Origin of the sequence: Allobosea sp. 2KB_26 (assembly GCF_052115715.1) — a bacterium.
GTDB lineage: Bacteria > Pseudomonadota > Alphaproteobacteria > Rhizobiales > Beijerinckiaceae > Allobosea.
Window position 1 is genome coordinate 1,010,229 of the sequence record NZ_JBFRHE010000001.1, and the last position, 26,655, is coordinate 1,036,883.

At 65.7% G+C, this 26,655-nt stretch carries 23 protein-coding genes; 12 read left to right on the top strand and 11 right to left on the bottom strand.

Annotated features, from left to right (window positions below; genetic code table 11):
• Positions 1-99: 99 nt before the first annotated feature.
• Both putA and AB4099_RS04945 read left to right on the top strand, forming a co-directional pair.
• Positions 100-3,219 (top strand): bifunctional proline dehydrogenase/L-glutamate gamma-semialdehyde dehydrogenase PutA, encoded by a 3,120-nt coding sequence (putA, locus tag AB4099_RS04940; RefSeq protein WP_441477228.1) that lies wholly within the window; start codon positions 100-102, stop codon positions 3,217-3,219.
• Positions 3,220-3,233: 14 nt separating this feature from the next.
• On the top strand, positions 3,234-3,731 hold the full coding sequence (locus AB4099_RS04945; protein ID WP_441477229.1) for an RNA pyrophosphohydrolase: 498 nt from the start codon (positions 3,234-3,236) through the stop codon (positions 3,729-3,731).
• An 83-nt stretch (positions 3,732-3,814) separates the two neighbouring features.
• Here the strand turns inward: AB4099_RS04945 and AB4099_RS04950 are convergent, their stop codons facing one another.
• From AB4099_RS04950 to AB4099_RS04975, 6 genes are all read right to left on the bottom strand, one after another.
• Positions 3,815-4,228 (bottom strand): F0F1 ATP synthase subunit epsilon, encoded by a 414-nt coding sequence (locus AB4099_RS04950; RefSeq protein WP_113517307.1) that lies wholly within the window; start codon positions 4,226-4,228, stop codon positions 3,815-3,817.
• Between the two features lie 143 nt (positions 4,229-4,371).
• Entirely contained in the window at positions 4,372-5,841 is a 1,470-nt protein-coding gene (gene atpD / locus AB4099_RS04955) for a F0F1 ATP synthase subunit beta (RefSeq protein WP_113517308.1), read from the bottom strand.
• Between the two features lie 73 nt (positions 5,842-5,914).
• A complete protein-coding gene (locus AB4099_RS04960) occupies positions 5,915-6,784 on the bottom strand; it encodes a F0F1 ATP synthase subunit gamma (protein WP_441477230.1) in 870 nt (289 codons plus the stop codon).
• Positions 6,785-6,827: 43 nt separating this feature from the next.
• The gene (gene atpA / locus AB4099_RS04965) at positions 6,828-8,357 is read right to left on the bottom strand and encodes a F0F1 ATP synthase subunit alpha (RefSeq protein ID WP_113517310.1); all 1,530 of its coding nucleotides are present in this window, start codon (positions 8,355-8,357) and stop codon (positions 6,828-6,830) included.
• Complete coding sequence (locus AB4099_RS04970; protein ID WP_113517311.1) at positions 8,357-8,929, bottom strand: F0F1 ATP synthase subunit delta; 573 nt, start codon at positions 8,927-8,929, stop codon at positions 8,357-8,359. Before AB4099_RS04970 ends, atpA begins: the two co-directional genes overlap by 1 nt.
• 211 nt (positions 8,930-9,140) lie before the next feature.
• On the bottom strand, positions 9,141-11,327 hold the full coding sequence (locus AB4099_RS04975) for a primosomal protein N' (protein WP_441477231.1): 2,187 nt from the start codon (positions 11,325-11,327) through the stop codon (positions 9,141-9,143).
• Positions 11,328-11,404: 77 nt separating this feature from the next.
• Between AB4099_RS04975 and AB4099_RS04980 the strand changes: the two genes are divergently transcribed.
• Both AB4099_RS04980 and AB4099_RS04985 read left to right on the top strand, forming a co-directional pair.
• The gene (locus tag AB4099_RS04980; RefSeq protein ID WP_113517313.1) at positions 11,405-12,331 is read left to right on the top strand and encodes a tyrosine recombinase XerC; all 927 of its coding nucleotides are present in this window, start codon (positions 11,405-11,407) and stop codon (positions 12,329-12,331) included.
• Between the two features lie 79 nt (positions 12,332-12,410).
• Entirely contained in the window at positions 12,411-12,986 is a 576-nt protein-coding gene (locus tag AB4099_RS04985; protein ID WP_441477232.1) for a DUF4337 domain-containing protein, read from the top strand.
• A 4-nt stretch (positions 12,987-12,990) separates the two neighbouring features.
• On the opposite strand, the gene AB4099_RS04990 is transcribed toward AB4099_RS04985, so the two are convergent.
• The 5 genes from AB4099_RS04990 to AB4099_RS05010 all read right to left on the bottom strand — a co-directional run bounded on the left by AB4099_RS04990 (position 12,991) and on the right by AB4099_RS05010 (position 18,542).
• Positions 12,991-14,385 (bottom strand): amidase, encoded by a 1,395-nt coding sequence (locus AB4099_RS04990; RefSeq protein WP_441477233.1) that lies wholly within the window; start codon positions 14,383-14,385, stop codon positions 12,991-12,993.
• Between the two features lie 20 nt (positions 14,386-14,405).
• Positions 14,406-15,266 carry an ABC transporter permease gene (locus AB4099_RS04995; RefSeq protein WP_441477234.1) on the bottom strand — a complete coding sequence of 287 codons (861 nt, stop codon included), beginning with the start codon at positions 15,264-15,266 and terminating at the stop codon, positions 14,406-14,408.
• Positions 15,263-16,210, bottom strand: coding sequence for an ABC transporter permease (locus AB4099_RS05000; RefSeq protein WP_113517316.1), 948 nt, complete (start codon positions 16,208-16,210; stop codon positions 15,263-15,265). The genes AB4099_RS04995 and AB4099_RS05000 overlap by 4 nt, the downstream gene beginning before the upstream one ends.
• Before the next feature lie 3 nt (positions 16,211-16,213).
• Positions 16,214-17,704: an ABC transporter substrate-binding protein gene (locus AB4099_RS05005; protein WP_441477235.1), complete on the bottom strand. Its 1,491-nt coding sequence runs from the start codon at positions 17,702-17,704 to the stop codon at positions 16,214-16,216.
• A 97-nt stretch (positions 17,705-17,801) separates the two neighbouring features.
• On the bottom strand, positions 17,802-18,542 hold the full coding sequence (locus AB4099_RS05010) for a GntR family transcriptional regulator (protein WP_113517317.1): 741 nt from the start codon (positions 18,540-18,542) through the stop codon (positions 17,802-17,804).
• 166 nt (positions 18,543-18,708) lie between these two features.
• Here AB4099_RS05010 and uxaC point away from each other — a divergent pair, with 166 nt between their 5' ends.
• The 8 genes from uxaC to AB4099_RS05050 all read left to right on the top strand — a co-directional run bounded on the left by uxaC (position 18,709) and on the right by AB4099_RS05050 (position 26,601).
• Positions 18,709-20,112 (top strand): glucuronate isomerase, encoded by a 1,404-nt coding sequence (gene uxaC, locus AB4099_RS05015; protein ID WP_441477236.1) that lies wholly within the window; start codon positions 18,709-18,711, stop codon positions 20,110-20,112.
• Positions 20,109-20,960 (top strand): 5-dehydro-4-deoxy-D-glucuronate isomerase, encoded by an 852-nt coding sequence (kduI, locus tag AB4099_RS05020; RefSeq protein WP_441477237.1) that lies wholly within the window; start codon positions 20,109-20,111, stop codon positions 20,958-20,960. The genes uxaC and kduI overlap by 4 nt, the downstream gene beginning before the upstream one ends.
• Positions 20,960-21,724: a 2-dehydro-3-deoxy-D-gluconate 5-dehydrogenase KduD gene (gene kduD / locus AB4099_RS05025; protein WP_113517319.1), complete on the top strand. Its 765-nt coding sequence runs from the start codon at positions 20,960-20,962 to the stop codon at positions 21,722-21,724. Before kduI ends, kduD begins: the two co-directional genes overlap by 1 nt.
• Positions 21,721-22,062, top strand: a complete 342-nt coding sequence (locus AB4099_RS05030) for a cupin domain-containing protein (protein WP_113517320.1) — start codon at positions 21,721-21,723, stop codon at positions 22,060-22,062. The genes kduD and AB4099_RS05030 overlap by 4 nt, the downstream gene beginning before the upstream one ends.
• A gap of 95 nt (positions 22,063-22,157) precedes the next feature.
• Entirely contained in the window at positions 22,158-23,141 is a 984-nt protein-coding gene (locus tag AB4099_RS05035; protein ID WP_113517321.1) for a TRAP transporter substrate-binding protein, read from the top strand.
• Positions 23,142-23,314: 173 nt separating this feature from the next.
• A complete protein-coding gene (locus AB4099_RS05040; protein ID WP_113517322.1) occupies positions 23,315-23,848 on the top strand; it encodes a TRAP transporter small permease in 534 nt (177 codons plus the stop codon).
• Between the two features lie 3 nt (positions 23,849-23,851).
• Entirely contained in the window at positions 23,852-25,132 is a 1,281-nt protein-coding gene (locus tag AB4099_RS05045; RefSeq protein ID WP_113517323.1) for a TRAP transporter large permease, read from the top strand.
• The gene (locus tag AB4099_RS05050) at positions 25,129-26,601 is read left to right on the top strand and encodes a mannitol dehydrogenase family protein (protein ID WP_441477238.1); all 1,473 of its coding nucleotides are present in this window, start codon (positions 25,129-25,131) and stop codon (positions 26,599-26,601) included. The genes AB4099_RS05045 and AB4099_RS05050 overlap by 4 nt, the downstream gene beginning before the upstream one ends.
• Positions 26,602-26,655 lie beyond the last annotated feature (54 nt).

Consider the following 26,655-nt stretch of genomic DNA (forward strand, 5'->3'; position numbering starts at 1 on the left):
TCGAAGATAGATAAAGCCATAGACGGAAAATGACCATTGATATCCGGCCACGCAAGCGCGATCCTTTAAATCATCCCGTCATTCATTCGGAATCGCCCCATGGCCGCTCCTGCCCCCCGTCCGGTCGCCCCAACCGCTCTCTACGCCTTCCGTGCGCCCTATGCCGAAGACGACGCGACGATTGCGGCGCGGCTGCTTGCCGGAGCCAGGCGCGAGCCGGCAGCCAAGGCGAGGATCGACCAGCGCGCGACCGGGCTTATCGAGGCGATCCGGACCCGCAAGGTCGGCCTGGGTGGCATCGAGGAACTCCTGCGCGAGTACTCGCTCTCGACCAAGGAGGGCCTTGCGCTGATGGTGCTGGCAGAAGCGCTGCTGCGCGTGCCGGATTCCACGACCGCCGACCAGTTGATCGAGGACAAGCTCGGCCAGGGTGATTTCGCCCATCACGAATCCAAGTCGGACGCATTCCTGATCTCGGCTTCGTCCTGGGCCCTTGGCATCACGGCCCGCATCATCCAGCCGGGCGAAACGCCGACTAGCATCATCGGCAATTTGTCGAAGCGCCTCGGCCTGCCAGCCGTCCGCACCGCCACCCGCCAGGCGATGCGTGTGATGGGCAATCATTTCGTGCTCGGCCAAACCATCGAGGAGGCTCTGAAGCGCGCTCGCTCGGGCACCGGCAAGCTCTATCGCTATTCCTTCGACATGCTCGGCGAAGGCGCCCGTACCCAGGCCGATGCCGACCGCTACTTCGCCTCCTACGCCGCCGCCATCGACGCGATCGGTCGCTCGGCCGGCAACGAACCTCTGCCGAACCGGCCGGGCATCTCGGTCAAGCTCTCCGCCCTGCATCCGCGCTATGAGGCCACCAGCCATGAGCGCGTACTGAGCGAACTCGTGCCCAAGGTCATCAAGCTGGCCCAGCAGGCCAAGAGCTACGACCTGAACTTCACGATCGACGCCGAGGAAGCCGACAGGCTGGAGCTCTCGCTCGACGTCATCGACGCGGTGACGGCCGATCCGTCGCTCGCCGGCTGGGACGGCTTCGGCCTCGCGATCCAGGCCTACCAGAAGCGCGCCTCGGCGGTGATCGACCATATCGCGGCCCTGGCCGAGCGCCACAACCGCCGCATGATGGTACGCCTGGTCAAGGGCGCCTACTGGGATACCGAGCTGAAGCGCGCCCAGGAGCGCGGCCTCTCGGACTACCCCGTGTTCAGCCGCAAGGCGATGACCGACCTCAATTACGAGGCCTGTGCCGCGCAACTGCTCGCCCTGCGACCGCGCATCATCCCGCAATTTGCCACCCACAACGCGCTGACTGTCGCAGCGGTCGCCGAGATGGCGGGCGGTTCCCAGGGCTTCGAGTTCCAGCGACTGCACGGCATGGGCGAGGCGCTCTACGAGCGGCTGCTCCAGGAGGATTCCGGCTTCGCCTGCCGGACCTACGCGCCGGTCGGCGGCCATCAGGACCTGCTCGCCTATCTCGTGCGCCGCCTGCTCGAGAACGGTGCGAACTCGTCCTTCGTCAGCGTGTCCGGCGACCCTGACGTGCCGGTCGCACAGTTGCTCGTACCGCCTGCCGACATCATCGGCACTTCGGCAGCGGCTCGCCATCGCCGTATTCCCCTCCCCGCCGACATGTTTGGCGCCTCGCGCAAGAACTCGGCCGGTGTCGAACTCGGTCATGAGGCAAGCCTCGCCGCGCTCCAGTCGGAGATCGCCAAAGCTGCTGCGAAGCCATTCCCCGAAGCGACGGTGATCATCGACGGCAAACCGGCCGGAGGTGTCTCCCGCCCGGTCCTGTCCCCGATCGACGCCCGACAGGTCGGGACCGTCCTGGAAGCCGACGATGCCCTGGCCGATCGCGCCATCCAGGCAGCCCAGGCCGGCTTCACCCGCTGGAGCCGCACCCCGGCCCGGACTCGCGCCGCCGCCCTGCGCAAGGCCGCGGACCTGATGGAGGAACGCCGCGGTCTGCTGCTCGCACTGCTCCAGGCCGAAGCCGGCAAGACGCTTGACGACGCCATTTCCGAGGTGCGCGAGGCCGTCGATTTCTGCCGTTACTACGCGGCCGAAGCCGAAGCGCATTTCGCCACGCCGCAGGTGCTGCCCGGCCCGACCGGCGAGGAAAACCGGCTTATCCTGCGCGGACGCGGACCGTTCGTCTGCATCGCGCCTTGGAACTTCCCGCTGGCGATCTTCTCGGGCCAGGTCGTGGCCGCGTTGGTCGCCGGCAATAGCGTCGTCGCCAAGCCCGCCCCGCAGACGCCGCTCATCGCCGCGGTAACCGTCCGCTTGCTCCATGATGCCGGCATTCCAGCGTCCGCCCTCCATCTCGTGCCGGGTGACGGCAAGGTCGGCGCCCGGCTGGTCGCTCATCCCGCCGTCGCCGGCGTCGCCTTTACCGGCTCGACCGCAACGGCACGTGCCATCAACCGCACGCTTGCCGCCAAGGATGGGCCGATCGTCCCGTTGATTGCAGAGACCGGCGGCCTCAACGCCATGATCGTCGACGCGACCGCCTTGCCCGAGCAGGTCGCCGACGACGTCGTGATGTCGGCCTTCCGCTCGGCCGGGCAGCGCTGCTCGGCACTGCGCCTCCTGGTGGTGCAGGAGGACGTTGCCGACAAGATCCTCGAGATGATCGTCGGTGCCGGCAAGGAGCTGAAACTCGGCGATCCGCGCGCGATCGACGTCCATGTCGGTCCTGTGATCGACGCTGCCGCGCGGAGCCGGCTCGACAATCATGTCGCAGCGATGCGCAGCCAGGGCCGGGTCGAATGGGCCGGCGACACACCGGCGCTCGGCGGCACCTTCGTCGCGCCGCATATCGTCAAGCTCGACGGCATCTCCGACCTCACCCAGGAGCATTTCGGCCCGATCCTGCATGTCGTGCGCTGGAAGGCCGGGGAGCTCGACAAGGTCATCGAGCAGGTCGAGGCCACCGGGTATGGGCTGACGCTCGGCGTGCATTCGCGCATCGAGACGACGGTAGAGCGGGTCGCCGAGCGGCTCTCCACCGGCAATGTCTACGTCAACCGCAACATCATCGGCGCCGTCGTCGGCGTGCAGCCCTTTGGGGGTCACGGCCTGTCCGGGACCGGCCCCAAGGCTGGCGGCCCGCACTATCTCGCCCGCTTTGCGACCGAACAGACGGTTACGGTCAACACAGCGGCAGCCGGCGGCAATGCCAGCTTGATCGCGATGGGAGAGTGAGCGAAGCAGGGCCGATGGACAAACCCTATCGGCCCAATGTCGGCATCGCTCTCTTCAATGCTCAGGGGCTCGTCTTTGCCGGGCGCTCATGGAGCGACGGCCCGGAGATCGTCTACCCCGGGCATGACTGGCAGATGCCGCAGGGCGGCATCGATCAGTCCGAGGATATCGTGGCAGCGGCGCGTCGTGAGCTGGCCGAGGAAACCGGCATCAGCGAGGCCACGGTACTCGGCGTGACCGCGGAGTGGTGGCGCTATGACTTCCCGCCCTATGACGGGCCACCGCACCGGCTCGATCGCTTCGCGGGGCAGGAGCAGCGCTGGGTCGCGCTCCGCTTTACCGGCAACGAGGCCGCGATCGATATCGGCCGCCCGAACGGGGATTCGCCGCCCGAATTCACCGAATGGGCCTGGCTGCCGCTGGCCGCGATGCCCGCACGCGTGACCCCGTTCAAGCGCAGGACCTACGAGCGCGTGGCCGCGGCCTTCGGGCATTTCGCCAGACCGGCGTGATCTCGGGACGCAGCACGCAAGAAAAAAGGGCCGCTCACGCGGCCCTTATGTCATCTCGCTGCCGAGCGGCAGGACACGCGATCTCACGCAGCCTTGCGCTGCTGAAACACGCCCTTGAACTCCTGGAGCTGGATCAACAGCTCCTGCAGGCGGCGCTGTTCATCCTCGTTCGGGGCAGCCGCGAGGCGGGTCTCAGCCGTCAGGATTTCCGCGTCGAGAACATCGTTGTCGACGTCCTCGATAAAGCGGGCCTGCTCGGCCAGGATCGTCAGCGCGGTCTGGTTGACCTCGACAATACCGCCGCCGACGAAGAACTCCTTGCCATTGCCGGGGCCGGTCTGAGCCAGGACGATACCCGGCTTCAGCGCGGCAACGATCGGCACATGGCCGGCGAGAATTGTCATCTCGCCCTCGACCGACGGCACGATGACACTGACGACTTCGCCCGAGAACAAGATGTTCTCCGGCGAGACGAGTTCGAACTTGAAGGTGGCCATCAAGGCTCTCCCGCTGCTTCAGTCATCCCGGCCGGAGCGCAGCGTGGAGCCGGGATCCAGGCAAGGGCCTGTGTCGTCGATGCTTGGGCGAGGCCCCCCGAGATTGGCTCAACGCCACCCGGGACGGCCGTTGCCCCAGCGGATTACGCCGCTTCGGCAGCCAGGCGCTGGGCCTTCTCGACTGCCTCGTCGATCGAGCCGACCATGTAGAAGGCCGCCTCCGGGAGGTGGTCGTACTTGCCCTCGACCAGGCCCTTGAAGCCCTTGATCGTGTCTTCGAGCGCGACAAGCTTGCCGGGCGATCCGGTGAAGACTTCGGCAACGAAGAAGGGCTGCGACAGGAAGCGCTCGATCTTGCGGGCGCGGGCGACCGAGATCTTGTCCTCTTCCGAGAGCTCGTCCATGCCGAGGATCGCGATGATGTCCTGCAGGGCCTTGTAGCGTTGGAGGATCTGCTGGACCTGACGGGCGATGTTGTAGTGCTCCTCGCCGACGATAGCGGCGGACAGCATGCGCGAGGTCGAGTCAAGCGGATCGACCGCCGGGTAGATGCCCTTTTCCGCGATCGAACGCGACAGCACGGTCGTGGCGTCCAAGTGGGCGAAGGAGGTCGCCGGAGCCGGGTCGGTCAGATCGTCCGCCGGCACGTAGATCGCCTGCACCGAGGTGATCGAGCCCTTGTTGGTGGTGGTGATGCGCTCCTGCAGGTTGCCCATGTCGGTCGCCAGCGTCGGCTGGTAGCCCACCGCGGACGGAATGCGGCCGAGCAGCGCGGACACTTCCGAGCCGGCCTGCGTGAAGCGGAAGATGTTGTCGACGAAGAACAGCACGTCCTGGCCACGGTCGCGGAAATCCTCGGCGACGGTCAGGCCGGAAAGTGCGACGCGCATGCGGGCGCCCGGGGGCTCGTTCATCTGGCCGTAGACGAGGGCGCATTTGGAGCCTTCGCCGCCGCCCTTCTTGTTCACGCCCGATTCGATCATCTCGTGATAGAGATCGTTGCCCTCGCGGGTACGCTCGCCGACGCCAGCGAACACCGAGTAGCCGCCGTGAGCCTTCGCGACGTTGTTGATCAGCTCCATGATCAGAACGGTCTTGCCGACGCCGGCGCCGCCGAACAGGCCGATCTTGCCGCCCTTGGCGTAGGGAGCCAGCAGGTCGACGACCTTGATGCCCGTGACCAGGATCTGGGCTTCCGTGGCCTGCTCGGCATAGCTCGGGGCCGGCTGGTGAATGCCACGTGTGGTGGAGGTCTTGATCGGGCCGGCCTCGTCGACCGGCTCGCCGATGACGTTCATGATGCGGCCAAGGCACTCATCGCCGACCGGAACCGCGATCGGCGCGCCGGTGTCGCTGACCTCCTGGCCCCGGACGAGACCCTCGCTCGAATCCATCGCGATGCAGCGCACGGTGTTCTCGCCTAGGTGCTGCGCGACCTCCAGAACCAGGCGATTGCCGAGGTTCGTGGTCTCGAGCGCGTTCAGGATCGCCGGCAGTTCGCCATCGAACTGCACGTCGACGACGGCGCCGATGACCTGAGCGACGCGGCCCGTACCGGTGTTGGCGGACTTCTCGGTCTTGGTCTTGGTGGTCTTGGTTGCGGCTTTGGCCATGGTCGAACCTCGATGAGCGTTCAGCTTTACGGACAAGCCTGCGGGCTTAAGCGCCGCGCAGGCCCTTCAGGCGTTAGAGCGCTTCCGCGCCGGAGATGATTTCGATCAATTCCTTGGTGATCATCGCCTGACGCGAGCGGTTGTAGAGCTGCGTCTGCTTCTTGATCATCTCGCCGGCGTTACGCGTGGCGGAATCCATCGCCGACATCCGCGCGCCCTGTTCGGAAGCGGCATTCTCGAGCAGCGCCCGCAGCACCTGAACGGTCAGGTTGCGCGGCAGCAGCACGTCGAGAATTTCGCCTTCGTCAGGCTCATACTCGTAAACTGAGTCGCTGGTCTGCGTGCCGGCCGGAATCTCGGCAGGAATGATGCGCTGAGCCGTCGGGATCTGCGAGATGACCGATCTGAACTTCGAGAAGAACAGTGTCGCCACGTCGAACTCGCCGGCGTCGAAGCGGGCGAGCACGTTTTGCGCGATCGTCTCGGCATTGACGTAGCCGACCTGCTTGAAGCTGCGCAGGTCGATCAGCTCGATGATATCCCGCTCGAACTGGCGGCGCAGGATGTCATAGCCCTTCTTGCCGACGCAGATGATCTTGACCGTCTTGCCTTCAGCCTTCAGCGCCAGCGCCTTGTCGCGCGCCAGACGCGCGATCGAGGAGTTGAACGCGCCGCACAGGCCGCGCTCGGCTGTGCAGACGACGAACAGATGGACCTTGTCGGAACCCGTCCCGGCAATCAGCCTTGGTGCGCCGTCACCGGCGACGCCGGCAGCCAGGCTGGCCAGCACCGTCTCCATACGCTCGGCATAGGGACGTGCCGCTTCCGCCGCGCTCTGGGCGCGGCGCAGCTTGGCGGCCGCGACCATCTGCATGGCCTTGGTGATCTTCTGCGTCGCCTTCACTGAGGCGATACGATTTCGCAGATCCTTCAATGAAGGCATCGACGATCCTCATATTGCCGGGGTGTTTAGACCCCGGTCGACCTCAAGCGAACGACTTGGCGTAATCAGCGACGATCTCTTTCAGCTTCGCGGCATTCGCGTCCGAAAGATCCTTGGTGTCGCGGATTTCGTTGAGCAGGGCGACATGCTTGCCACGCACCAGCGCGAGCAGGCCGTCCTCGAAAGCGCGAACCTTGTTGACCGGCAGCGGGTCGAGATAGCCGTTGACGCCGGCATAGATCACGACCGTCTGCTCTTCCATCTTCAGCGGCGAGAACTGGCCCTGCTTCAGGAGCTCGGTCAGGCGGGCGCCGCGGTTGAGCAGGCGCTGCGTGACGGCGTCGAGATCCGAGCCGAACTGCGCGAAGGCGGCCATCTCGCGGTACTGCGCGAGCTCGCCCTTGATCTTGCCGGCGACCTTCTTGGTTGCCTTGGTCTGGGCTGCCGAGCCGACGCGCGACACCGAGAGGCCGACGTTCACGGCCGGGCGGATGCCCTGGTAGAACAGGTCGGTCTCAAGGAAGATCTGGCCGTCGGTGATCGAGATCACGTTGGTCGGAATGTAGGCCGACACGTCGTTGGCCTGGGTTTCGATGACCGGCAGTGCGGTCAGCGAGCCGTTGCCGGCCTCGTCGCCCATCTTGGCGGCGCGCTCGAGCAAGCGGGAGTGAAGGTAGAACACGTCGCCCGGATAGGCTTCGCGGCCCGGCGGGCGGCGCAGCAGGAGCGACATCTGGCGGTAAGCGACGGCCTGCTTCGACAGATCGTCATAGATGATGACGGCATGCATGCCGTTGTCGCGGAAATACTCGCCCATGGCGCAGCCGGCGAAGGGAGCCAGGAACTGCATCGGGGCCGGATCGGAAGCGGTAGCCGCCACGACGATCGAGTACTCCAGCGCGCCGCGCTCCTCGAGCACCTTCACGAATTGCGCAACGGTGGAGCGCTTCTGACCGATGGCGACATAGACGCAGTAGAGCTTCTGGCTCTCGTCGTTGCCTTCGTTCAGGGCCTTCTGGTTCAGGATCGTGTCGAGCGCGACGGCGGTCTTGCCGGTCTGGCGGTCGCCGATGATCAGCTCGCGCTGGCCGCGGCCGATCGGGATCAGGGCGTCAATCGCCTTGAGGCCGGTCGCCATCGGCTCATGCACCGACTTGCGCGGAATGATGCCAGGTGCCTTCACGTCGACGCGCGAACGGGCCTTGGCCTTGATCGGGCCCTTTCCGTCGATCGGGTTGCCGAGCGCGTCGACGACGCGGCCGAGCAGCTCCTTGCCGACCGGAACGTCGACGATCGCGCCGGTGCGCTTGACCGTCTGGCCTTCCTTGATCTCGCGATCGGAGCCGAAAATGACGACGCCGACATTGTCGCTCTCGAGATTGAGCGCCATGCCGCGCACACCGCTCTCGAACTCGACCATCTCACCGGCCTGAACCTTGTCGAGGCCGTAGACGCGGGCGATGCCGTCACCGACGGAGAGAACCTGACCGACTTCGGTGACGGAGGCTTCCGACCCGAAATTGCTGATCTGAGCCTTCAGGATCGCGGAGATTTCAGCGGGGCGGATTTCCATCAGCCGACCTCTTTCATGGCAAGACGAATTGAATTGAGTTTGGTTTTCAGCGAGGCGTCGACCATCCGCGAGCCCATCTTGACGACGAGACCGCCAATGATGGCCGGATCGACCTTGATAGCGACGGCAACGTCCTTGCCGGCCACATCCTTGAGCGCAGCGCGGATCTCGTCGAGGCGCTTGGCCGACGGCTCCTCGGCGACCGTGACTTCGGCGCTGACGATGCCTTTGGCTTCGGCGACGAGCGCACGATAACCCCGGATCATGCCCGGCAGCGCGAACAGGCGGCGCTTGCTGGCGACGAAACCGATGAACTTGGCGGCAATGCCGCCGATGCCCGCCTTGGCGAGCAGGGCCGTGACCGCCGAGACCTGCTCCTCGGCCGTGAAGACCGGGCTGCTGATCAGGCGCCTCAGATCGTCGCTCTCGGCGATCATCGCGCCGAAGGTGTCGAGATCGGTCGAGACGGCGTCGATCGCACCGGCTTCTGTAGCCAGTTCGAACAACGCCGTGGCATAGCGCCCGGCTACGCCCGACACCAATGTCTGATCCTGCGATCCGCCTTCAGCCACGCTCACATCTCTCGTTCAATGGACTGCACCGGCGACCTTCGTGATGAAGGTGGAGTGCATCGTCCTGGCGCTGCGATGTTTCAGACAGACGAAAGCCGCGCGAGTGCGCACCTTGCGTCCGAAATGTGGCGGTGCACTAACATGAGGCTTTGGGGGGCGCAATCCGTAGATCGCGATCAACTGGGCCGTTTTCCGCAGTCGTGCCCTGCACTCACAGGAAGCTTTGCGGGTCGACGTCGACCTGAACCCGCACAGAACCCTTCGCTCGCGGCGCGCTCTTCAGCCAGTCGCGCAGATAATCCTGCAGATTGACCTCCCGGGCCGTTTTCACGATCAAACGCATGCGATGCCGCCCGCGCAGTACGGCTAGAGGCGCTTCGGCGGGCCCCAGGACGACGACTCCGTCCGGTGGCGCTGCGCAGCGTGCCAGCGCGCGAGCATGATTTTCGGCCTCGGCCTGGCTGTTGGCGGAGACGATCAATCCGGCAAGACGCCCAAAGGGCGGCAGGCCCGCGGCCTCTCGGGACACCGCCTCTGCGGCATAAAACCGCTCCGGGTCGCCCGAGACCAGCGCCTTCAGCACCGGGTGGCTTGGATCATGGGTCTGAAGCAGGGCCCGGCCCGGCTTCTCACCCCGGCCCGCCCGCCCCGTCACCTGCCGCAAGACCTGGAAGGTTCGCTCGGCCGCGCGGGGATCGCCAGAGGTCAGCCCGAGATCGGCATCGACGACGCCGACCAGTGTCATCCCCGGAAAATTATGCCCCTTGGCGACGAGCTGCGTGCCAATGACGATGTCGAACTCGCCCTCCGCCACCGCCATCAGTTCCTGCTTCAGCCGCTCGGTACCGCCGGGAAAATCACTGGAGAGCACGATCGAGCGCGCATCGGGGAACAGCGTCGCGACTTCTTCCGCAAGCCGTTCGACGCCGGGGCCGCAGGCCGCGAGGCTTTCCGGCGCATGACACGCCGGGCACTCATGCGGCCGGCGTTCGACATGGCCGCAATGATGACAGACCAACGCCCGGCGAAAGCGGTGATCGACCAGCCAGGCCGAGCAGTTCGGGCACTGGAACCGGTGGCCGCAATCACGGCAGAGCGTCAGCGGCGCATAGCCGCGGCGGTTCAGGAAGAGCAACGACTGCTCCTTCGCCTCCAGGTTGGCGGTAATGGCGTTGACGAGAGCGCCGGAAATCCAGCGTCCCCGTTCTGGCTTGTCGCGTTTGAGGTCAACCAGATCGAGCGTCGGCAACTCCCGCCCGCCGAAACGTTCCGGCAGTTTCAGATAGGCATAGCGCCCGCGCTCGGCATTGACCCGGGTTTCGAGCGAAGGCGTCGCAGAGGTGAGGATGACCGGGGCCTTCTCGATCATGCCGCGCACCACGGCCATGTCGCGGGCGTGATAGCTGACGCCGTCCTCCTGCTTGTAGGCAGCCTCGTGCTCTTCATCGACGACGATCAGCCCGAGATCGCGGTAAGGCAGGAACAGGGCCGAGCGCGCGCCCGCCACCACTCTCGCTTCGCCGCTCGCGATCGCCGCCTGCAGCCGCTCGCGCCGCCGGCCCGAGACCGCCGAATGCCAGAGCCCGGGCCGCACGCCGAACCGGGCCTCGAAGCGGTCGATGAACTGCGCCGTCAACGCGATTTCCGGCATCAGGATCAGGCTCTGTCGACCGAGCCGGATCGCCTCCGCCACAGCCTCGAAATAGACCTCCGTCTTGCCCGATCCCGTGACGCCCTCGAGCAGGGTCACGCCGGGGCCCGCCGCCTTGACGGACGCAACCAGTGCCGTCGCCGCCTCTGCCTGTCCCGCCGACAGGGCCGGTCGCGCGTGATCCGGATCGGGAATCTCGACGACCTCTCCGCGCGGCAGTGCTTCGATGGCGAAGGTCCCCGCATCGACGAGCGAATCGATCACCGCGCCACTCACCGAGGCCGTCTCGGCCAGCGCCGATTTCGCGATCAGAAGGCCGCCTTCGGCCGCCGCAATCGCTCGCGCCCGTGCCGGCGTCATGCGCTGGGGCGGCGGCCCGACGAGTCGGACGCCCATCTTCGGTCGTTCCGGCGTGTCATCGGGCGGTCGCCGCAGCGCAAGCGCCAGCACCGAACCTTTGGCCGCAAGCGTGTACCAGGCGACCCAGTCGACCAGCTTCATCAGGGCCGGATCGAGCGGCGGCATGTCTATTTTGGCACTGACGCGCTTCAGATTGCCGCCGCGCCCCGAGCCCAGGCTCCAGACGACGCCAACAGTCTCGCGCGGCCCCAGCGGAACCTGCACGATATCGCCGGGTTTGAGGACGAGTCCCTCCGGAACCGCATAGCTATAGGCCTGATCGAGCGCGAGCGGGATCAGCACGTCGACCGTGCCACCTGTTTCGATGCCTGTCTCAACCTCGCTCATGCGCCCGTGTCTAGCATCGATTCGGTCCCTGTTAAGGCAGGGGCGTCATGCTCGATTGAAGACCACACGGGACGCCGATGACCGATTTCGAGACCCTGCGCCAGAACTGGCTCGTCCATCTCGCGAGCGAGCGCCGTCTTTCGCCCAAGACGCTCGAGGCCTATGGCCGCGACCTTGCGCAATTCTCCGCCTTTCTCGACGGCCATTTTGGCGGCAAGCCGACCCTCGCGGATCTGGCAGCGCTGAAACCGCTCGACCTGCGCGCCTTTCTCGGGCAGCGCCGGCGGGACGGTGTCGGCAACCGCACGCTGATGCGCCAGCTTGCCTCGCTGCGCTCCTTTGCCCGCTTCGGAGAACGCACCGGCAAGCTTACCGCCTCGGCCTTTGCCGCGACGCGTGGGCCCCGCATTGGAAAATCGCTGCCGCGCCCACTTGATGCCAAGGCCGCGAGGGCCGTGACGCAAGCGGATATCCGCGCCGGCGAGGACCGTGAAACCTGGATCCTGGCACGAGACGCAGCCGTGCTCGCCCTGCTCTATGGCTGCGGCCTGCGCATCTCCGAGGCGCTTGGGTTGTCGCGTGCGCAGGCGCCAAGGAGCGCATCGGATACGCTGACCGTGATCGGAAAGGGCCAGAAGACCCGCATGGTGCCTGTTCTGCCGGTCGTGGTCACCGCGATCGAGGAGTATCTCTCGCTCTGCCCCTGGCGATTGCCGCCGGAGGGCCCGCTCTTCCTCGGCGCCAAGGGTGGACCGCTCTCGCCCCGCATCATCCAGCTCGCGGTCGAGGGCCTGCGCGGCGCGCTCGGCCTGCCCTCGTCTGCGACCCCGCATAGCCTGCGCCATTCCTTCGCGACCCATCTGCTTGGTCGCGGCGGCGATTTAAGGGCCATCCAGGAGCTGCTCGGGCACGCATCTCTCTCGACCACGCAGATCTATACCCGCATCGATTCGGCCCGTCTGATGGCGGCTTATGATGCGGCCCATCCCCGCGCCCAACGATAAGAGCTCAAGGCGAGCGAGCCCCCTTGATTCCGCCGCGGAACCCGGCCATTGCGCGCCGTCTCCGGGGAACCAGAATCACATGTCTTCGCCTGCAGCCGACGTCACCGAAACCGCGACAAGCGGCAGCAACAAACGAATCGCCTTGCTCATCGCGATGCTCGCCCTGATGCTGGCCTTCTCCGAAATCGGCGGCAAGAACGCCGAACAGGAATCGATTGCCAAGAACATAGAGGCCTCGAACTTCTGGTCATTCTTCCAGGCCAAGACGATCCGCGGCACGACGCTGCGCACGGCCGTCGAGGCAATGGAAGTCGATCTTGCAGCCGCAACGGAGCCGGCCACCCGCGAGCGCATGCAGAAGCGCATCGACGGCTGGAAGCAAACCATTGCCCGCTACGATTCCGAGCCCGAGACCAATGAAGGGCGCAAGGAGCTGGTCCTGCGCGCCAAGACGGCCGAGGCCATGCGCGATATCGCAGCGGCCCGTGACGACAAATACGACATCGTCTCAGGCCTGCTCCAGATCGCGATCGTGATTTCCTCGGCCGCGATCATCACCGGCGTGACGATGCTGGCCGTGACGGGCGCCGGCCTTGGCCTGCTCAGCTTCGCCCTGATGCTGGTGGCGCAGTTCGCACCGACCGCGCTGTTCTAGCTCTTCACCCGGCCTGAGGGGGCGACGGCCATGCCACTTCGCTGCCACGCAGCATTTCCCAGGCCCGCGCCATTCTCAGCACGCCGAGATCATCGAAGCGCTGCCCGGTGATCTGCAAGCCGATCGGCAACCCCTCGGGAGTAAGCCCGGCATGGACCGAGACCGCCGGCTGATCGGACATATTGGCCGAGACCGTAAACGCGATGTGCTCGAAAGGCCGCTCGGGGTCGTGGATGGGCGAGGCCAGCTCTGCCGCATAGGCCGGCACGGGCGAAACCGGCGACAGCACGAAATCGAACGGTGCGCAGGCGTTCAACGCCGCATCGCGCATCGCCAGCATCTGGCTCATCCCGCGATAAACCCTTTCGCCGCTCAAGTTCCGGCCGCCCTCGGCCCAAGCGTAGATGTAGGGCAGCACCCGTCCCTGCCTGGCATCCGACAACCCGCCGATATCGACCCAGGCTCGCTGCCGCCAGAAATCATCCAGCCCATCCAGCATTTCGCGGGTCAGAAAGGGTGCAACCGGCTCGACGGTCGCGCCGGCCGCCGCGAAGGCCCTGGCCGCCGCCTCGATCGCAGCCCGGGTCCGCGGCTCGACGGCAAGCCCGACCCCGGCATCGAGCTGGAGTCCCAGGCGCAAGCCCCTGACGTCAAACTGCAGCGCCAGCCAGTCGATCTCCTGCGGCGGCAGGCTCATGCCGTCGCGCCTGTCCGGCCGGGATAGTTCCCGCATCATCAGCGCCGCATCCGCGACCGAGCGGGTCATCGGCCCGGCGACGCGGCCGTAATAGGTCGGGTCGATCGGCACGCGGCCAAAGCTGGGCTTGAGGCCGACCAGCCCGCACCAGCCGGCCGGCAGGCGGATCGAGCCTCCGATATCGGTGCCGATATGAAGCGGACCGTAGCCCGCAGCTCCCGCCGCGCCCGCGCCCGCCGAGGAGCCACCGGGATTCTTGGTCAGGTCCCAGGGGTTGCAGGCGAGATCATGAAAGCTCGACAGTCCCGAGGAGAGCATGCCGTAATCCGGCATCGTCGTCTTGGCGAGGATGACACAGCCGGCCTCCCTCAACCGCGCCGCCGGCGGTGCGTCCGCGGCCGCCGGTTCGAGATCGCGCGCGGCCGTGCCGAGCGGCACCGGCACGCCCTTGGTCGCGATGTTCTCCTTGATCGTCCCGGGCACCCCGTCGAGAGCCAGCGCCTCCCCCTTCCGCCAGCGCGCCTCGGAGGCCCTTGCCATCGCCCGCGCAACGTCGGGCTCATAGGCGTAGAGCGCCTTGAGCCGCGGCTCCCATGCGGCAATCCGTGCGATCACCGCCTCGGTCACCTCGACCGGCGAGAATGTCCGTGCGGCATAGCCGGCGAGAAGCTCCGTGGCGCTCAGATCGGCAAGATCGGTCATCGTCTCATCCTCATCATCACTCAGCGGCTTCGACGGAGGCGGGGGTCGATGGCATCGCGCAGACCGTCACCGAGCAGATTGAAGCCGAGCACCGCGATGGCAATCGCAGCCCCGGGAAAGATCGCCAACCAGGGCTGCACCGCCATGAAGGTCTGTGCCTCGTTCAGCATACGCCCCCAGGACGGGTTCGGCGGTTGCGTGCCGAGCCCGAGATAGGACAGCCCCGCCTCCGCCAGGATCGCCAGAGCGAACTGGATCGTCGCTTGGACGACGATGACGCCAGCGACATTCGGCAGGACATGGCGGACGCTGATCTGCACATTGTCGAGCCCGGCGGCCCGCGCCGCCTGGATATAATCCCGCGTCCAGACCTGGATCGCCACACCACGCGCTAAACGCGCAAAATAGGGCAGGTTCAGGATGCCGATCGCCACGATCGCGTTGAGCATGCCCGGCCCGGCGATCGCCGTGATCATGATCGCGGTCAGCACCGCTGGAAAGGCGTGGGTGAAGTCGGCCGTGCGCATGATCAGGTTGTCGAGGAACCCGTCGCGCCGGATCGCGGCCAGCAGCCCGAGCGTCGTGCCGAGCACGAGACCGAATCCGACTGCGCCGAGCCCTACCGCCAGCGAGTTGCGGGCGCCCACCATGATCATCGAGAAGACGTCGCGACCGAATTGGTCGGTCCCGAACCAGTTCGTCGCCGAAGGTGGCTTCAGGCGATTGAGGATCATCATCTGCGTGGGCGGATAGGGCGTCCAGACATAGGACAGCAGCGCCCCCGCAACGATGACCCCGGTCAGCGCGAAGCCGATCAGGAAGGAGGGGCCCGTCCACCAGCGCTTCGCCGGGACCGGGGCCGACGCGCCGGCCCGCGTCACGACGCCTCCCTCAGGCGCGGGTCGATGAGCCCATAGACGAGCTCGACCGCAAAATTCACCAGGATGGCGAGACCGGCGAACAGCATTACCAGATCCTTCACCACGATCAGGTCGTGCTGGGTGATCGACTGGAAGACGAGGCGCCCGAGTCCCGGCAGCGCAAACACATTCTCGATGATGATGGCGCCGGCGATCAGCACCGAGAATTGCAGCCCCATGATGGTAACGACCGGAATCAAGGCATTGCGCAGCGCATGCCTGACGACCGTGACCGGTTCGGCCAGCCCCTTGGCGCGAGCGGTACGGACGAAGTCCTCCTGCAGCGTGTCGAGCATCGAGGAGCGCGTCACCCTGGCCAGGATCGCCGCCTGCGGCAAGGCAAGCGCGAAGGCCGGCAGCAGCAGCGCCTTCACGGCAGCAGCCGGCCCGGCCTGCCAGCCCGGGAAGCCGCCGGCCGGAAACCAGCCGAGCCCGATCGCGAAGAGCAGCACGAGCAAAAGGCCGAACCAGAAATTCGGAACAGCGAGCCCGAGCTGCGCGAAGATCATCACGGCCGCATCGGTCGGCCGGTTATGATTGGCCGCAGCGAGCAGGCCGAGCGGAACGCCGATCGATGTGGCCAGTATGATCGCCGCCAGCGCCAAAGGCAGTGTCACCGCCATCCGCTCGCCGATCAGTTGCGCGACCGGCACGCGGTAGGTGTAGCTCAGGCCGAGATCGCCGGTCAGGATACCGGAGATCCAGGCGAGGAAACGGACCGGCGCGGGCTTGTCGAGCCCCATCTCCAGGCGCAGGGCCGCCAGCGCCTCGGGAGCCGCATTGAGACCAAGCGTCACGGCGGCCGGATCACCCGGCAGGACCTCGAGCGCGACGAAGATCACCAGCGCTGCACCAAGCAGCGTGGCGACAAGCGCCACGCATCGGCGCGCCAGGAACGACAGCACGACCTAGCGCCAGCGCACCTCGGCGAGCGGCGTGATCGGGAGCGGCCAATCGGTCCACATCCCGTCCAGCCCGGCCGCCGTCACGGTGATCTTCGGCAGGATGAAAAGGAAGCCGTTGACCGCATCGCGCGCCAGGATGCGCTGAGCTTGCCTGTACATCTCATTGCGCTGGCCCTCGTCGAGGGTGACGTCGATCTTCGCCATCAGCGCCTTGAACTCGGGATTCTTGTACTGGAAATAATAGTCGTCCCGGGCATAGATATTGATGTCGAGTGGTTCGGTATGGGCGATCACACTCAGGTCGAAATCCTTGCCGCGGAAGACGCGCTCCAGCCATTGCGGGAATTCGAGCGGCTCGATCGAGGCGTTGATGCCGATCTGCGCCAGCAATGCGGCGATGATCTCGCCGGAACGCCGGGCATAGGTCGGCGGCGGCAGTTTCAGCGTGCAGGAGAAACCGTTCGGGAAGCCGGCTGCGGCGAGTAGCGCCTTGGCCTTCGGGATATCGACCGGGTAGGTGGCGGTCAGGTCGATATAGGCCGGGTGCAGCGGCGAGAAATGGCTGCCGATCAGGTCGACGTCGAAGCCGTAGACCCCGAGCGCGATCGTCTTGCGGTCGAGCACATGGGCAATCGCCTGACGCACGCGCAGATCGTTGAACGGCGCCTTGGCATTGTTGATGGCGAGGATGACTTCACCCTCCGTCTTGCCGAAGCTGACCTTGAGCTTGGGATCGGCCTTGAGCTGCGGCACGGCTTCAGGGGCCGACAGATTGGTCTGCGCGTGGACATCCCCGGCCCGCAGCGCGGCGACCTGCGCCTGCGGATCGGCAATGAAACGGAAGGTCGCCTTGGCGAGCGTCGGCTTCTCCCCCCAATAGCCGTCGAAGCGTTCGAGCTCGAGCCTGTCGCCACGATTCCAGCGCACGAACTTGAACGGGCCGGTGCCGATCGGATTGGTCTTGTTGTTGGCGGCGCTCGCTGGCGCGACGATCACCGCATCGCCCCATGCGAGCCCATAGAGGAAAGTCGCCGTCGGCTGTTTCAGCCTGATGACCACGGTCCCCGGATCCGGCGTCGTGATCTCCGTGATCGGCGTGAACAGCTGGCGCTGGGCGTTGGTCGATTCCGGCGCCACGGCCCGCTCAAACGAGAACCTGACCTGTTCGGAGCTGAATGGGGTACCGTCATGGAATGTCGCGCCCCTCCGCAGCTTGAAGCTGTAGGTGACATTGTCGGGCGCGATCTCCCAGCTTTCGGCGAGGCAGGGCACGATCTTGCCGGTCCGGTCCATCTTGACCAGACCTTCGAAGATGTTCTGCAAGGTGACCTCGCGGATCGCCTGCGCCGCGCCCGAGGTCGGGTCGAGCGTCGGCGGTTCCAACGTCATCGCAATGATGACGCTGTCCTTGGCTTGCGCCAGAGCAACGAGGGGCAACTGGGCCGCGAGCGCGGCTGCGCCTGCTCCGGCAAGAAGGTCACGCCGCGTCGTCATCAGCCACTCCCATGCATGTCGCGGCGCAAGATGGCGCGGGAGATGGGCCCGGCGCAAGACGGCTCTTCCGTTTCGTCCACGCGACAGATCGATCGCGTCAGACGAAGTAATCCGGGTGCTTTGCCTGAAGATGCACGAGATCGGGCAGGAGCGTGCCGAGATGTGTGCGCATCGCCGCAGCCGCCTCGGTGGTGCGGCCCTTGCGGATGGCATCGACGATCGACAGGTGCTCGCGGATCACCATCGCCATGCGCCCAGGCACAGGCAGGGTCATGCGCCGGCAGCGGTCGATCTGGCTTTTCGCCGCCTGTGCGATTTTCCAGATACCCGGATACCCGGCGGCATCGGCCAGCGTCTCGTGAAACGCCTCGTCCGCGAGATGGAAATTCTCCTGGTCGCCGATGTCAAAGGCTTCGTGCAGGCGCGCGATCGTGGCATCAAGACGGGTAATGGCCTCCGGCGTCGCGATGCGGGCAAGCAGTTCCACGGTCGCACATTCCAGTGCCTGCCGGATGAAGACCGCTTCGGGAATAGCCCCCGTCGGGATGCGCGCAACGAAGGTCCCCGCCTGCGGGAAAATCTCGACCAGCCCCTCTTCCTTGAGACGGATCAGCGCTTCGCGGACCGGGGTACGACTGACACCGAAGCGCGCTGTGAGCTCCTTCTCGGAGAGCGGCACGCCGGGCCTCAGCTCCATGGCGAGAATGGCGCGTCGGAGATCGTCCTGAACCAGCGAAGCGGCCGTCGAGCGCCCGGCCGGTGCCACGGCCCGCCCCAGCGGGCGTCGCTCGCGTCGATGATCCGCGCCATGGCCGCGGCCGCCTGCGAACTCGCTCATCGTCCGGTCCCAGCCACCTACGTCTCCCGAACGCTCCGGGCCGAGCCTGAAAGCGTCATCGCCCTCAGGCACTACCACAATCGCCTTTGACATACTAGTATATTAGTATATTGATCCACTATGCTTCTCGCCCGTATAGTTGCGGGCCTATCGGGACAGATTGCTGATGTTGCTGCACGATGATCGCCTGTTTCCTGCCGATCCGGTGACGCGAGGCATCGCGCGCCGTCTCTATGCCGGGATCCGCGATCTCCCGATCATCTCGCCACATGGCCATACCGACCCGCGCTGGTTCGCCGAGGACAAGCCGTTTCCGGATCCGGCGACGCTGCTGGTCAAGCCAGACCACTACATCTTCCGGATGCTCTACTCGCAAGGGGTTCGACTCGAGCAGCTCGGCATCGCCCGTAAGGATGATGGCCCGGTCGAGACCGATCCGCGCGCGATCTGGCGGCTTTTCGCCAGCCATTGGCGGCTGTTCCGTGGCACGCCGACGCGGCTCTGGTTCGAGCATGCCCTATCCGGCGTCTTCGGCATCAATGAGCGCCTGAGCCCGGAGAATGCCGATCGCATCTACGACCGCATCGCCGAGAAGCTGGAGCAGCCGGAGTTTCGTCCGCGCGCGCTGTTCGAGCGCTTCAAGATCGAGGCCATCGCGACCACCGAAGGCGCACTCGATGACCTGAAATGGCACGACATGATCCGGGAATCAGGCTGGGGCGGCAAGGTCATCACAGCCTATCGCCCAGACAGTGTCGTCGATCCCGAATTCGAGGGCTTCAAGGACAATCTCGCACAGTTCGGCGAGTTGACCGGTGAAGATGTCACCAGCTGGACCGGCTATCTCGCGGCCCACCGCGCTCGCCGGGCCTATTTCAAGCAGCGCGGCGCAACCTCCTCGGACCATGGCCACGCCACCGCGCGCACCGCAAACCTCTCGCAGGCCGAAAGCGAAAAACTCTTCGCCAAGATCCTGAAGGGCAAATTCTCGGCCGAGGATGCCGACCTGTTCCGCGGTCAGATGCTCACCGAGATGGCGAAGATGAGCCTCGACGACGGCTTCGTCCTGCAGATCCACCCCGGCTCCGTCCGCAACCATAACCCGACGCTGTTCGAAACCTTCGGCCGCGATATGGGCTGCGACATCCCCCGCGGCGTGGATTACGTCTCTGCACTGAAGCCGCTGCTCGATGCGGTGGGCAATGAACCCAACCTGACGGTCATCGCCTTCACCCTCGACGAGACCGTCTATTCCCGCGAACTCGCGCCGCTCGCTGGACATTATCCCGCTTTGAAGCTCGGACCCGGCTGGTGGTTTCTCGATGCGCCGGAAGCCATGCTGCGCTTCCGTGAACTCACGACGGAGACGGCCGGCTTCTACAACACCGTCGGCTTCAACGACGACACACGCGCTTATCTCTCGATTCCGGCCCGTCACGACGTCGCTCGCCGCTGCGACTGCACCTACCTCGCCAAGCTCGTTGCCGAGCATCGCCTCGGCGAGGACGAGGCAGCGGAAGTCGCCTACGACCTCGCCTATCGCCTGGCCAAGGAGGCCTATCGCCTGTGACCAGCGCAGCGAGCTCGATCGACGAACGCCAGGCCGCGCATCCCCGCGATGTGAAGCGCTACGACACCGAGGCGCTGCGCCAGGATTTCCTGGTCGAGCGCATCTTCGTGCCGGGCGAGCTGACCCGGACCTACAGTCATTACGACCGCATGATCGTCGGCGGCGCGACCCCGGTGAGCCAGCCGCTGACGCTCGATCCCTTCGCCCCGACCGGTACGCCCTTCTTCCTGGCGCGCCGCGAACTCGGCGTGATCAATATCGGTGGCGCGGGCACTGTCACCGTCGACGGCAAGACGTTCGAGCTGCCGAACCTCGACGCGCTCTATGTCGGACTGGGCGCGAAGGAGGTCAGCTTCTCCAGCGCCGACCCGGCCAACCCCGCCAAGTTCTATCTGACCAGCCCCCCCGCCCATCGCGAGGCACCCCATCAGCTCATCCGCCAGTCTGATGCCAACACGCTGCATCTGGGCTCGGCCGAGACCTCGAACAAGCGCACCATCCGGCAATACATCATGCCGAACACCACGGGTACCAACCAGCTCGTCATGGGCATGACGGCGCTCGATCCCGGCTCGGTCTGGAACTCCATGCCCTGCCACACCCATACGCGGCGGATGGAAGCCTATCTCTATTTCAACCTCGATCCAGCCCATCGCGTCTTCCATTTCATGGGCGAGCCGACCGAAACCCGGCATCTGCTCGTTGCCAACGAGCAAGCCGTGATCTCGCCGAACTGGTCGATCCATTGCGGCTGCGGCACCTCGAACTACGCCTTCGTCTGGGCCATGGCCGGCGACAACGTCGAGTTCACCGACATGGACGCCGCGCCCGTCGAGATGCTGCGCTGATGACTGCGCGTGCGCCCTTCGATCTCGTCGGGCGCACGGCGCTCGTCACCGGCGCCAATACCGGCATCGGCCAGGGCATTGCGCTGGCGCTGGCCGAGGCCGGAGCCACGGTCGTCGCCGCCGGCCGCTCGTCCATGGCCGAGACAGTGGCAAAGATCACCAATGCCGGCGGACGCTGCCTGCCGCTCGTCGTCGATCTGCAGCAATCCGGGATCGCAGCCGAAATCGTCGCCAGAGCCACCGAAGCCGCCGGCCCGCTCGATATCCTCGTCAACAATGCCGGCATCATCCGCCGCGCCGATGCCCTCGACTTCAGCGAGAACGACTGGGACGAGGTCATGAACGTGAACCTCAAGGCGAGCTTCTTCCTGTCCCAGGCCTTTGCGAAGGCAGCCCTCGCGGGCAGACGGACCGGGCGCATCATCAACATCGCCTCGCTGCTCTCCTTCCAGGGCGGCATCCGCGTCGCCTCCTATACCGCGAGCAAAAGCGGGCTTGCCGGCCTGACCCGGCTGCTGGCCTGCGAATGGGCGGGCAAGGGCATCAATGTGAACGCGATCGCGCCCGGCTATATCGAGAGCAACAACACGCAGGCCCTGCGCGAGGATGCCGATCGCAACGCCGCCATCCTCGCCCGCATCCCGGCTGGCCGCTGGGGCAAGCCCTCGGATATCGGCGGCGCCGCCGTCTTCCTCGCGAGCGACGCAGCGGCTTACGTGCATGGTGCAATCATTCCCGTCGATGGAGGCTGGCTGGCGCGATGAGCGAGCGTCTCAACTCCTTCTTCCAGCATGAGCGCGACTTCGCCTGGGAGGCGACCGAGCCGGGCGTGAAACGCAAGATCATGGCCTATGGGCCGGACCTGATGATCGTTCGCGTCGTCTTCGAAGTCGGAGCCATTGGCAAGGCGCACCAGCACCCGCATCGCCAGGCATCCTATGTCGAGAGCGGTGTCTTCGACGTCACGATTGACGGCAGAACCAGCAGGCTAACGGCCGGCGACAGCTTCTTCGTGCCCGAGAACCTCGTCCATGGCGTCGTCGCCATCGAGGCCGGGCAGCTGATCGATTCCTTCACGCCGATGCGGAGGGAATTTCTCTAGGGCCGAAGCCGGCATAGGGCGGCACGGCTCCCGAACACGGGGCAAGAACGACCGGGAAAATCCGGCGGATTGATTCAAACGGGAGGAATCTGAACATGCTTATGAGACGGACAGTCGCCGCGCTCGTCGGCGCGGCTTTCATGGCAGCGACCGCCGGCGCGGCTCAAGCGCAGAACGTCACCCTGCGCTCCACCGACATCCACCCTGACGGCTATCCGACCATCGAAGCGGTCAAATACATGGGCCAGCTGCTGGATCAGCGGACCAATGGACGCATCAAGATCAACGTCTTCCACTCCGCCCAGCTCGGCCAGGAGAAGGACACGATCGATCAGACGCGCTTCGGCGTCATCGACCTGAACCGCATCAACATGGCGCCGTTCAACAACCTGATTCCGGCGACCAACATACCCTCGCTGCCCTTCATCTTCCGCTCGGTCGATCACATGCGGAAGGTCATGGACGGGCCGATCGGCGACAACCTGCTCAAGGACTTTGAGAAGCACGACCTGATCGGCCTCGCCTTCTACGATTCCGGTTCGCGCTCCTTCTATAACGGCAAGCGCCCGATCGGATCGCCAGCCGACATGAAGGGCATGAAGATTCGCGTCCAGCAGTCCGACATGTTCGTGGCGCTGGTCTCGGCGCTTGGAGCCAATGCCACCCCGATGCCGTTCGGTGAGGTCTACTCGGCCCTGCAGACCGGCGTCATCGACGGCGCCGAGAACAACTGGCCGTCCTACGAATCGACCCGCCACTTCGAGGTCTCCAAGTTCTATTCGATGACCGAGCACTCGCTCTCGCCGGAGGTGCTGGTGATGTCGAAGCGCAGCTTCGACAAATTCAATGCGGCCGACCAGGCGCTGATCAAGACCGCGGCCAAGGAATCCGTGGCCAAGATGCGCGAGCTCTGGGATGCGCGCGAAAAGGAGTCGGAAGCCAAGGTCAAGGCTGGCGGGGCTCAGATCAACACGGTCGAGAAGCAGCCCTTCGTCGACGCGATGAAGCCGGTCTACGACAAGTTCGTCACCGATCCGAAGCTCAAGGACATGGTGGCAGCCATCCAGGCGGTGAAGTGAAGACCGGCGCGGCCCCTCCGGCTGCGCCCAGTCCCTTGCGTCTCCTTTTTGGCCTTCCCCGGGTGGGGCGGTTCTGACGATCCGGCTTCGCAGGCGGTCTTCACCGCTGGCGAATCCGGAACAGGCCGGCACCACCCGGGAAAAAGCGCCTCACATGGCGCCGGAGCGACCTGATGCTTCCCCTTGCACAAATCCTGACCCGGTTGGGCGCCAGGCTCTGCCTCATAGCCCTGTTCATCGCCGGGGCAGGTCTCGTCGCCATGACCGTGATCGTCGCATGGGGCGTTTTCGGGCGTTATGTGCTGAACGACACGCCGATCTGGGTCGAGGCCAGCGCCCTCTTCCTGATGTCCTGGTTCATCCTGCTCGGCGCCGCGGTCGGCGTGCGCGAGAGCGACCATCTCGGCTTCGAAGTCGGCCTCGCCATGTCGCCGCCGCCGCTGCGCAACGCGCTGATCATCCTGACCGAACTGCTCGTCATTGCCTTCGGCCTCGCCATGCTCGTCTATGGCGCACAGCTCGCGATCGGAACCTGGAGCGACCGCCTGCCGATCATCGGCATCTCGCGCGGCTGGGATTATGTCCCGATCGCGGTTGGCGGCGGGCTGATCGCCCTCTTCTCCCTAGAAAAGCTCATGCTCTTTCTCACGAAAGCGAAATCGGCCCCGCTCGGCTTCACGCATTTCGGCAGCGCACAGGAAGTCTGAGCGATGGAACTCTGGATCCTCTTCGGCACCTTCTCGCTGCTTCTCCTGATCGGCGTGCCCGTCGCCTTCTGCCTGGGCATGTCGTCGATCGCCACCGTCGTCTACATGGGCCTGCCGCCCGTCGTCGTCTTCCAGCAGATGAATTCCGGCATGAACGCCTTTGCCATGATGGCGATCCCGTTCTTCATCTATGCTGGCGACCTGATGATCCGCGGCGGTATCGCCGAGCGGCTGATCCAGATGGCCTCGAGTCTCGTTGGTCACCTGCGCGGGGGACTGGGGCAGGTGAACGTCGTCACCTGCACGCTGTTCGGCGGCATTTCGGGTTCGGCCGTCGCGGACGCGTCCGCTGTCGGCGGCCTGATGATCCCGCAAATGGTCAAGCGCGGCTACGACGCGGACTATGCCGTCAACGTCACGGCCAATGCGGCGATCATCGCGCTGCTGATCCCGCCTTCGCACAACATGATCATCTATTCGCTCTCGGCGGGCGGAAACATCTCGATCGCCGATCTCTTCACCGCCGGCATCATTCCCGGCCTGATGCTCTGTGCCGCGCTGATGGTGGCGGCCTGGGCCGTCGCGGTCCGGCGCGGCTATCCGCGTGAAGCGTTCCCGGGATTTGCTGCGGTGGGCCGCTACATGGTGCTGGCGCTGCCCGGCATCCTGCTGATCTTCATCATCTTCGGCGGTGTGCGTTCCGGCGTCTTCACCGCGACGGAATCCTCTTGCGTGGCAGTCGTCTACGCCGTCCTCGTCACCATCTTCGTCTATCGCCAGCTCACCTGGACGGCCTTCGTCGAAGCGACCCTCGGCGCGGTCCGCACCACGGCCATGGTGCTGCTGGTGATCGGCACGGCCGGCGCCTTCGGCTGGCTGATGGCCTTCCTGCAGGTGCCGCAGGCAACGATCGGCGCGATGAAGGCGGTCTCGGACAACCCGCTCGTCATCCTGCTGATGATCAATCTCATCCTGCTGGTCCTCGGCACGTTCATGGACATGGCGCCGATGATCATCATCTGCACACCGATCTTTCTGCCGGTGGTGAAAGCCTTTGGCGTCGACCCCGTGCATTTCGGCGTCATCCTGATCCTGAACGCCGGCATCGGCCTGAACACACCGCCGGTCGGCTCGGTGCAGTTCGTCGCCTGCGCCATCGGGCGCGTCTCGATCGGGGAATCGATGCGGACGATCTGGCCCTTCTACGGCGCCAGCGTTGCCGTGCTGCTGCTGGTGACCTATGTCCCTGCAATCTCCCTCTGGCTGCCAAGAGTGTTCCATTGACCAGACTGTCGCCGCAAACCCTTGCCAGCCTGCCCAAGACCGTCCGTCGCCCGTCCTATGACCGAGCAGCGCTGACGCCCGGCATCGTGCATCTCGGGCTCGGCGCCTTCGCCCGCGCCCATCTCTGCGAGTTTACGGATGATGCGCTCGAGCGTGCTTTCGGCGCCTGGGGCATCATCGGCGCCAGCCTGCAGCGCCCGGACCAGCGCGACCGGCTGAAGCCGCAGGGCGGTCTCTACAGCTTCCTGAAGCGGGCGCCCGAAGGCCCGCAGATGCGCATCATCGGCTCGGTGCTCGATGTGCTTGTCGCCCCCGAAAACCCTGCCGCTCTCGTCGCGCGCCTCGCTGCCGCCGAAACGCGCATCGTCTCGCTGACCGTGACCGAGAAGGGCTATTGCCACGACCCGGCCACCGGCCGCCTGCGGCAGGATCATCCCGACATCCTTCACGATCTGGAACATCCCGATGCCCCGCGCTCAGCCATTGGCTTGATCGTGGCAGCGCTGAGACTGCGAAAGGCCGAGGGGCTCGCTCCCTTTACCGCGCTGAGCTGCGACAACCTTCCGCATAACGGCAAGGTCCTGCGCGGCCTGGTGCGCGATTTCGCGGCTCTGCAGGACGACACGCTTGCAGCCTGGATCGAAGCGAACGGCGCCTTCCCGGCGACGATGGTCGACCGCATCGTGCCCGCCACCACCGACGCCGATATCGCGGAGGCCGCCGGCCTGCTCGGTATCGAGGACGCCGCTCCGGTGATCGGAGAACCCTTCCGGCAATGGGCGGTCGAGGATCGTTTTGCCAGTGGCAGGCCCGCCTGGGACGAAGTCGGCGCCCAGATGGTCTCCGAAGTCGCGCCCTTCGAGTTCATGAAGCTGCGCATGCTCAACGGCGCTCATTCCAGCCTCGCCTATCTCGGCTATCTCTCTGGGCACGAGACCGTGGCCGAGGCGAGCGGCGATCCTGTGCTCGCCCGCTTCCTGCAGGGGCTCTGGGCCGAGATCATCCCGACCGTGCCTGCCCCACAGGGCGTCGATCTCTCCGACTATGCCAGCGCGCTGCTCACCCGCTTCCGCAACCCGGCCATCCGCCACCGCACCTGGCAGATCGCTATGGACGGCTCGCAGAAGCTGCCGCAGCGCCTGCTCGGCACGATCCGCGAACGGCTCAAGGCCGGTGCGCCGATCGATCACCTTGCGCTCGGCGTCGCAGCCTGGATGCGTTACGTCACCGGCACCGACGAGACGGGCGCAGCGATCGAAGTCCGCGACCCGCTGGCGGGCGAATTCGCCCGCATCGCGACGCAGGCGGGCCGGAATGCGCGGGCGCTGAGCAGCGGGCTTCTCGGTATCGAAGCGGTCTTCGGCAGCGATCTGCCGCGCGAGACGGCCTTCACCCAGGCGGTCGCCCGGCAGCTTGAAAACCTGTTCTCGAAGGGCGCGAAGGCAACAGCGGCAGCGATGGCGGCCTGAGGCCGAAGTCCGGGAAGCGACCGCGCATGTGGAACCCTCTCCTGCTGGGTCAGG

Bases quoted from the DNA above. Each gene is read 5' to 3' on its own strand.
- putA (WP_441477228.1), top strand. From the start codon at position 100: ATGGCCGCTCCTGCCCCCCGTCCGGTCGCCCCAACCGCTCTCTACGCC.
- AB4099_RS04945 (WP_441477229.1), top strand. From the start codon at position 3,234: ATGGACAAACCCTATCGGCCCAATGTCGGCATCGCTCTCTTCAATGCT.
- AB4099_RS04950 (WP_113517307.1), bottom strand. From the start codon at position 4,228: ATGGCCACCTTCAAGTTCGAACTCGTCTCGCCGGAGAACATCTTGTTC.
- atpD (WP_113517308.1), bottom strand. From the start codon at position 5,841: ATGGCCAAAGCCGCAACCAAGACCACCAAGACCAAGACCGAGAAGTCC.
- AB4099_RS04960 (WP_441477230.1), bottom strand. From the start codon at position 6,784: ATGCCTTCATTGAAGGATCTGCGAAATCGTATCGCCTCAGTGAAGGCG.
- atpA (WP_113517310.1), bottom strand. From the start codon at position 8,357: ATGGAAATCCGCCCCGCTGAAATCTCCGCGATCCTGAAGGCTCAGATC.
- AB4099_RS04975 (WP_441477231.1), bottom strand. From the start codon at position 11,327: ATGAGCGAGGTTGAGACAGGCATCGAAACAGGTGGCACGGTCGACGTG.
- AB4099_RS04980 (WP_113517313.1), top strand. From the start codon at position 11,405: ATGACCGATTTCGAGACCCTGCGCCAGAACTGGCTCGTCCATCTCGCG.
- AB4099_RS04985 (WP_441477232.1), top strand. From the start codon at position 12,411: ATGTCTTCGCCTGCAGCCGACGTCACCGAAACCGCGACAAGCGGCAGC.
- AB4099_RS04990 (WP_441477233.1), bottom strand. From the start codon at position 14,385: ATGACCGATCTTGCCGATCTGAGCGCCACGGAGCTTCTCGCCGGCTAT.
- AB4099_RS05005 (WP_441477235.1), bottom strand. From the start codon at position 17,704: ATGACGACGCGGCGTGACCTTCTTGCCGGAGCAGGCGCAGCCGCGCTC.
- AB4099_RS05010 (WP_113517317.1), bottom strand. From the start codon at position 18,542: ATGAGCGAGTTCGCAGGCGGCCGCGGCCATGGCGCGGATCATCGACGC.
- uxaC (WP_441477236.1), top strand. From the start codon at position 18,709: ATGTTGCTGCACGATGATCGCCTGTTTCCTGCCGATCCGGTGACGCGA.
- kduD (WP_113517319.1), top strand. From the start codon at position 20,960: ATGACTGCGCGTGCGCCCTTCGATCTCGTCGGGCGCACGGCGCTCGTC.
- AB4099_RS05030 (WP_113517320.1), top strand. From the start codon at position 21,721: ATGAGCGAGCGTCTCAACTCCTTCTTCCAGCATGAGCGCGACTTCGCC.
- AB4099_RS05035 (WP_113517321.1), top strand. From the start codon at position 22,158: ATGCTTATGAGACGGACAGTCGCCGCGCTCGTCGGCGCGGCTTTCATG.
- AB4099_RS05040 (WP_113517322.1), top strand. From the start codon at position 23,315: ATGCTTCCCCTTGCACAAATCCTGACCCGGTTGGGCGCCAGGCTCTGC.
- AB4099_RS05045 (WP_113517323.1), top strand. From the start codon at position 23,852: ATGGAACTCTGGATCCTCTTCGGCACCTTCTCGCTGCTTCTCCTGATC.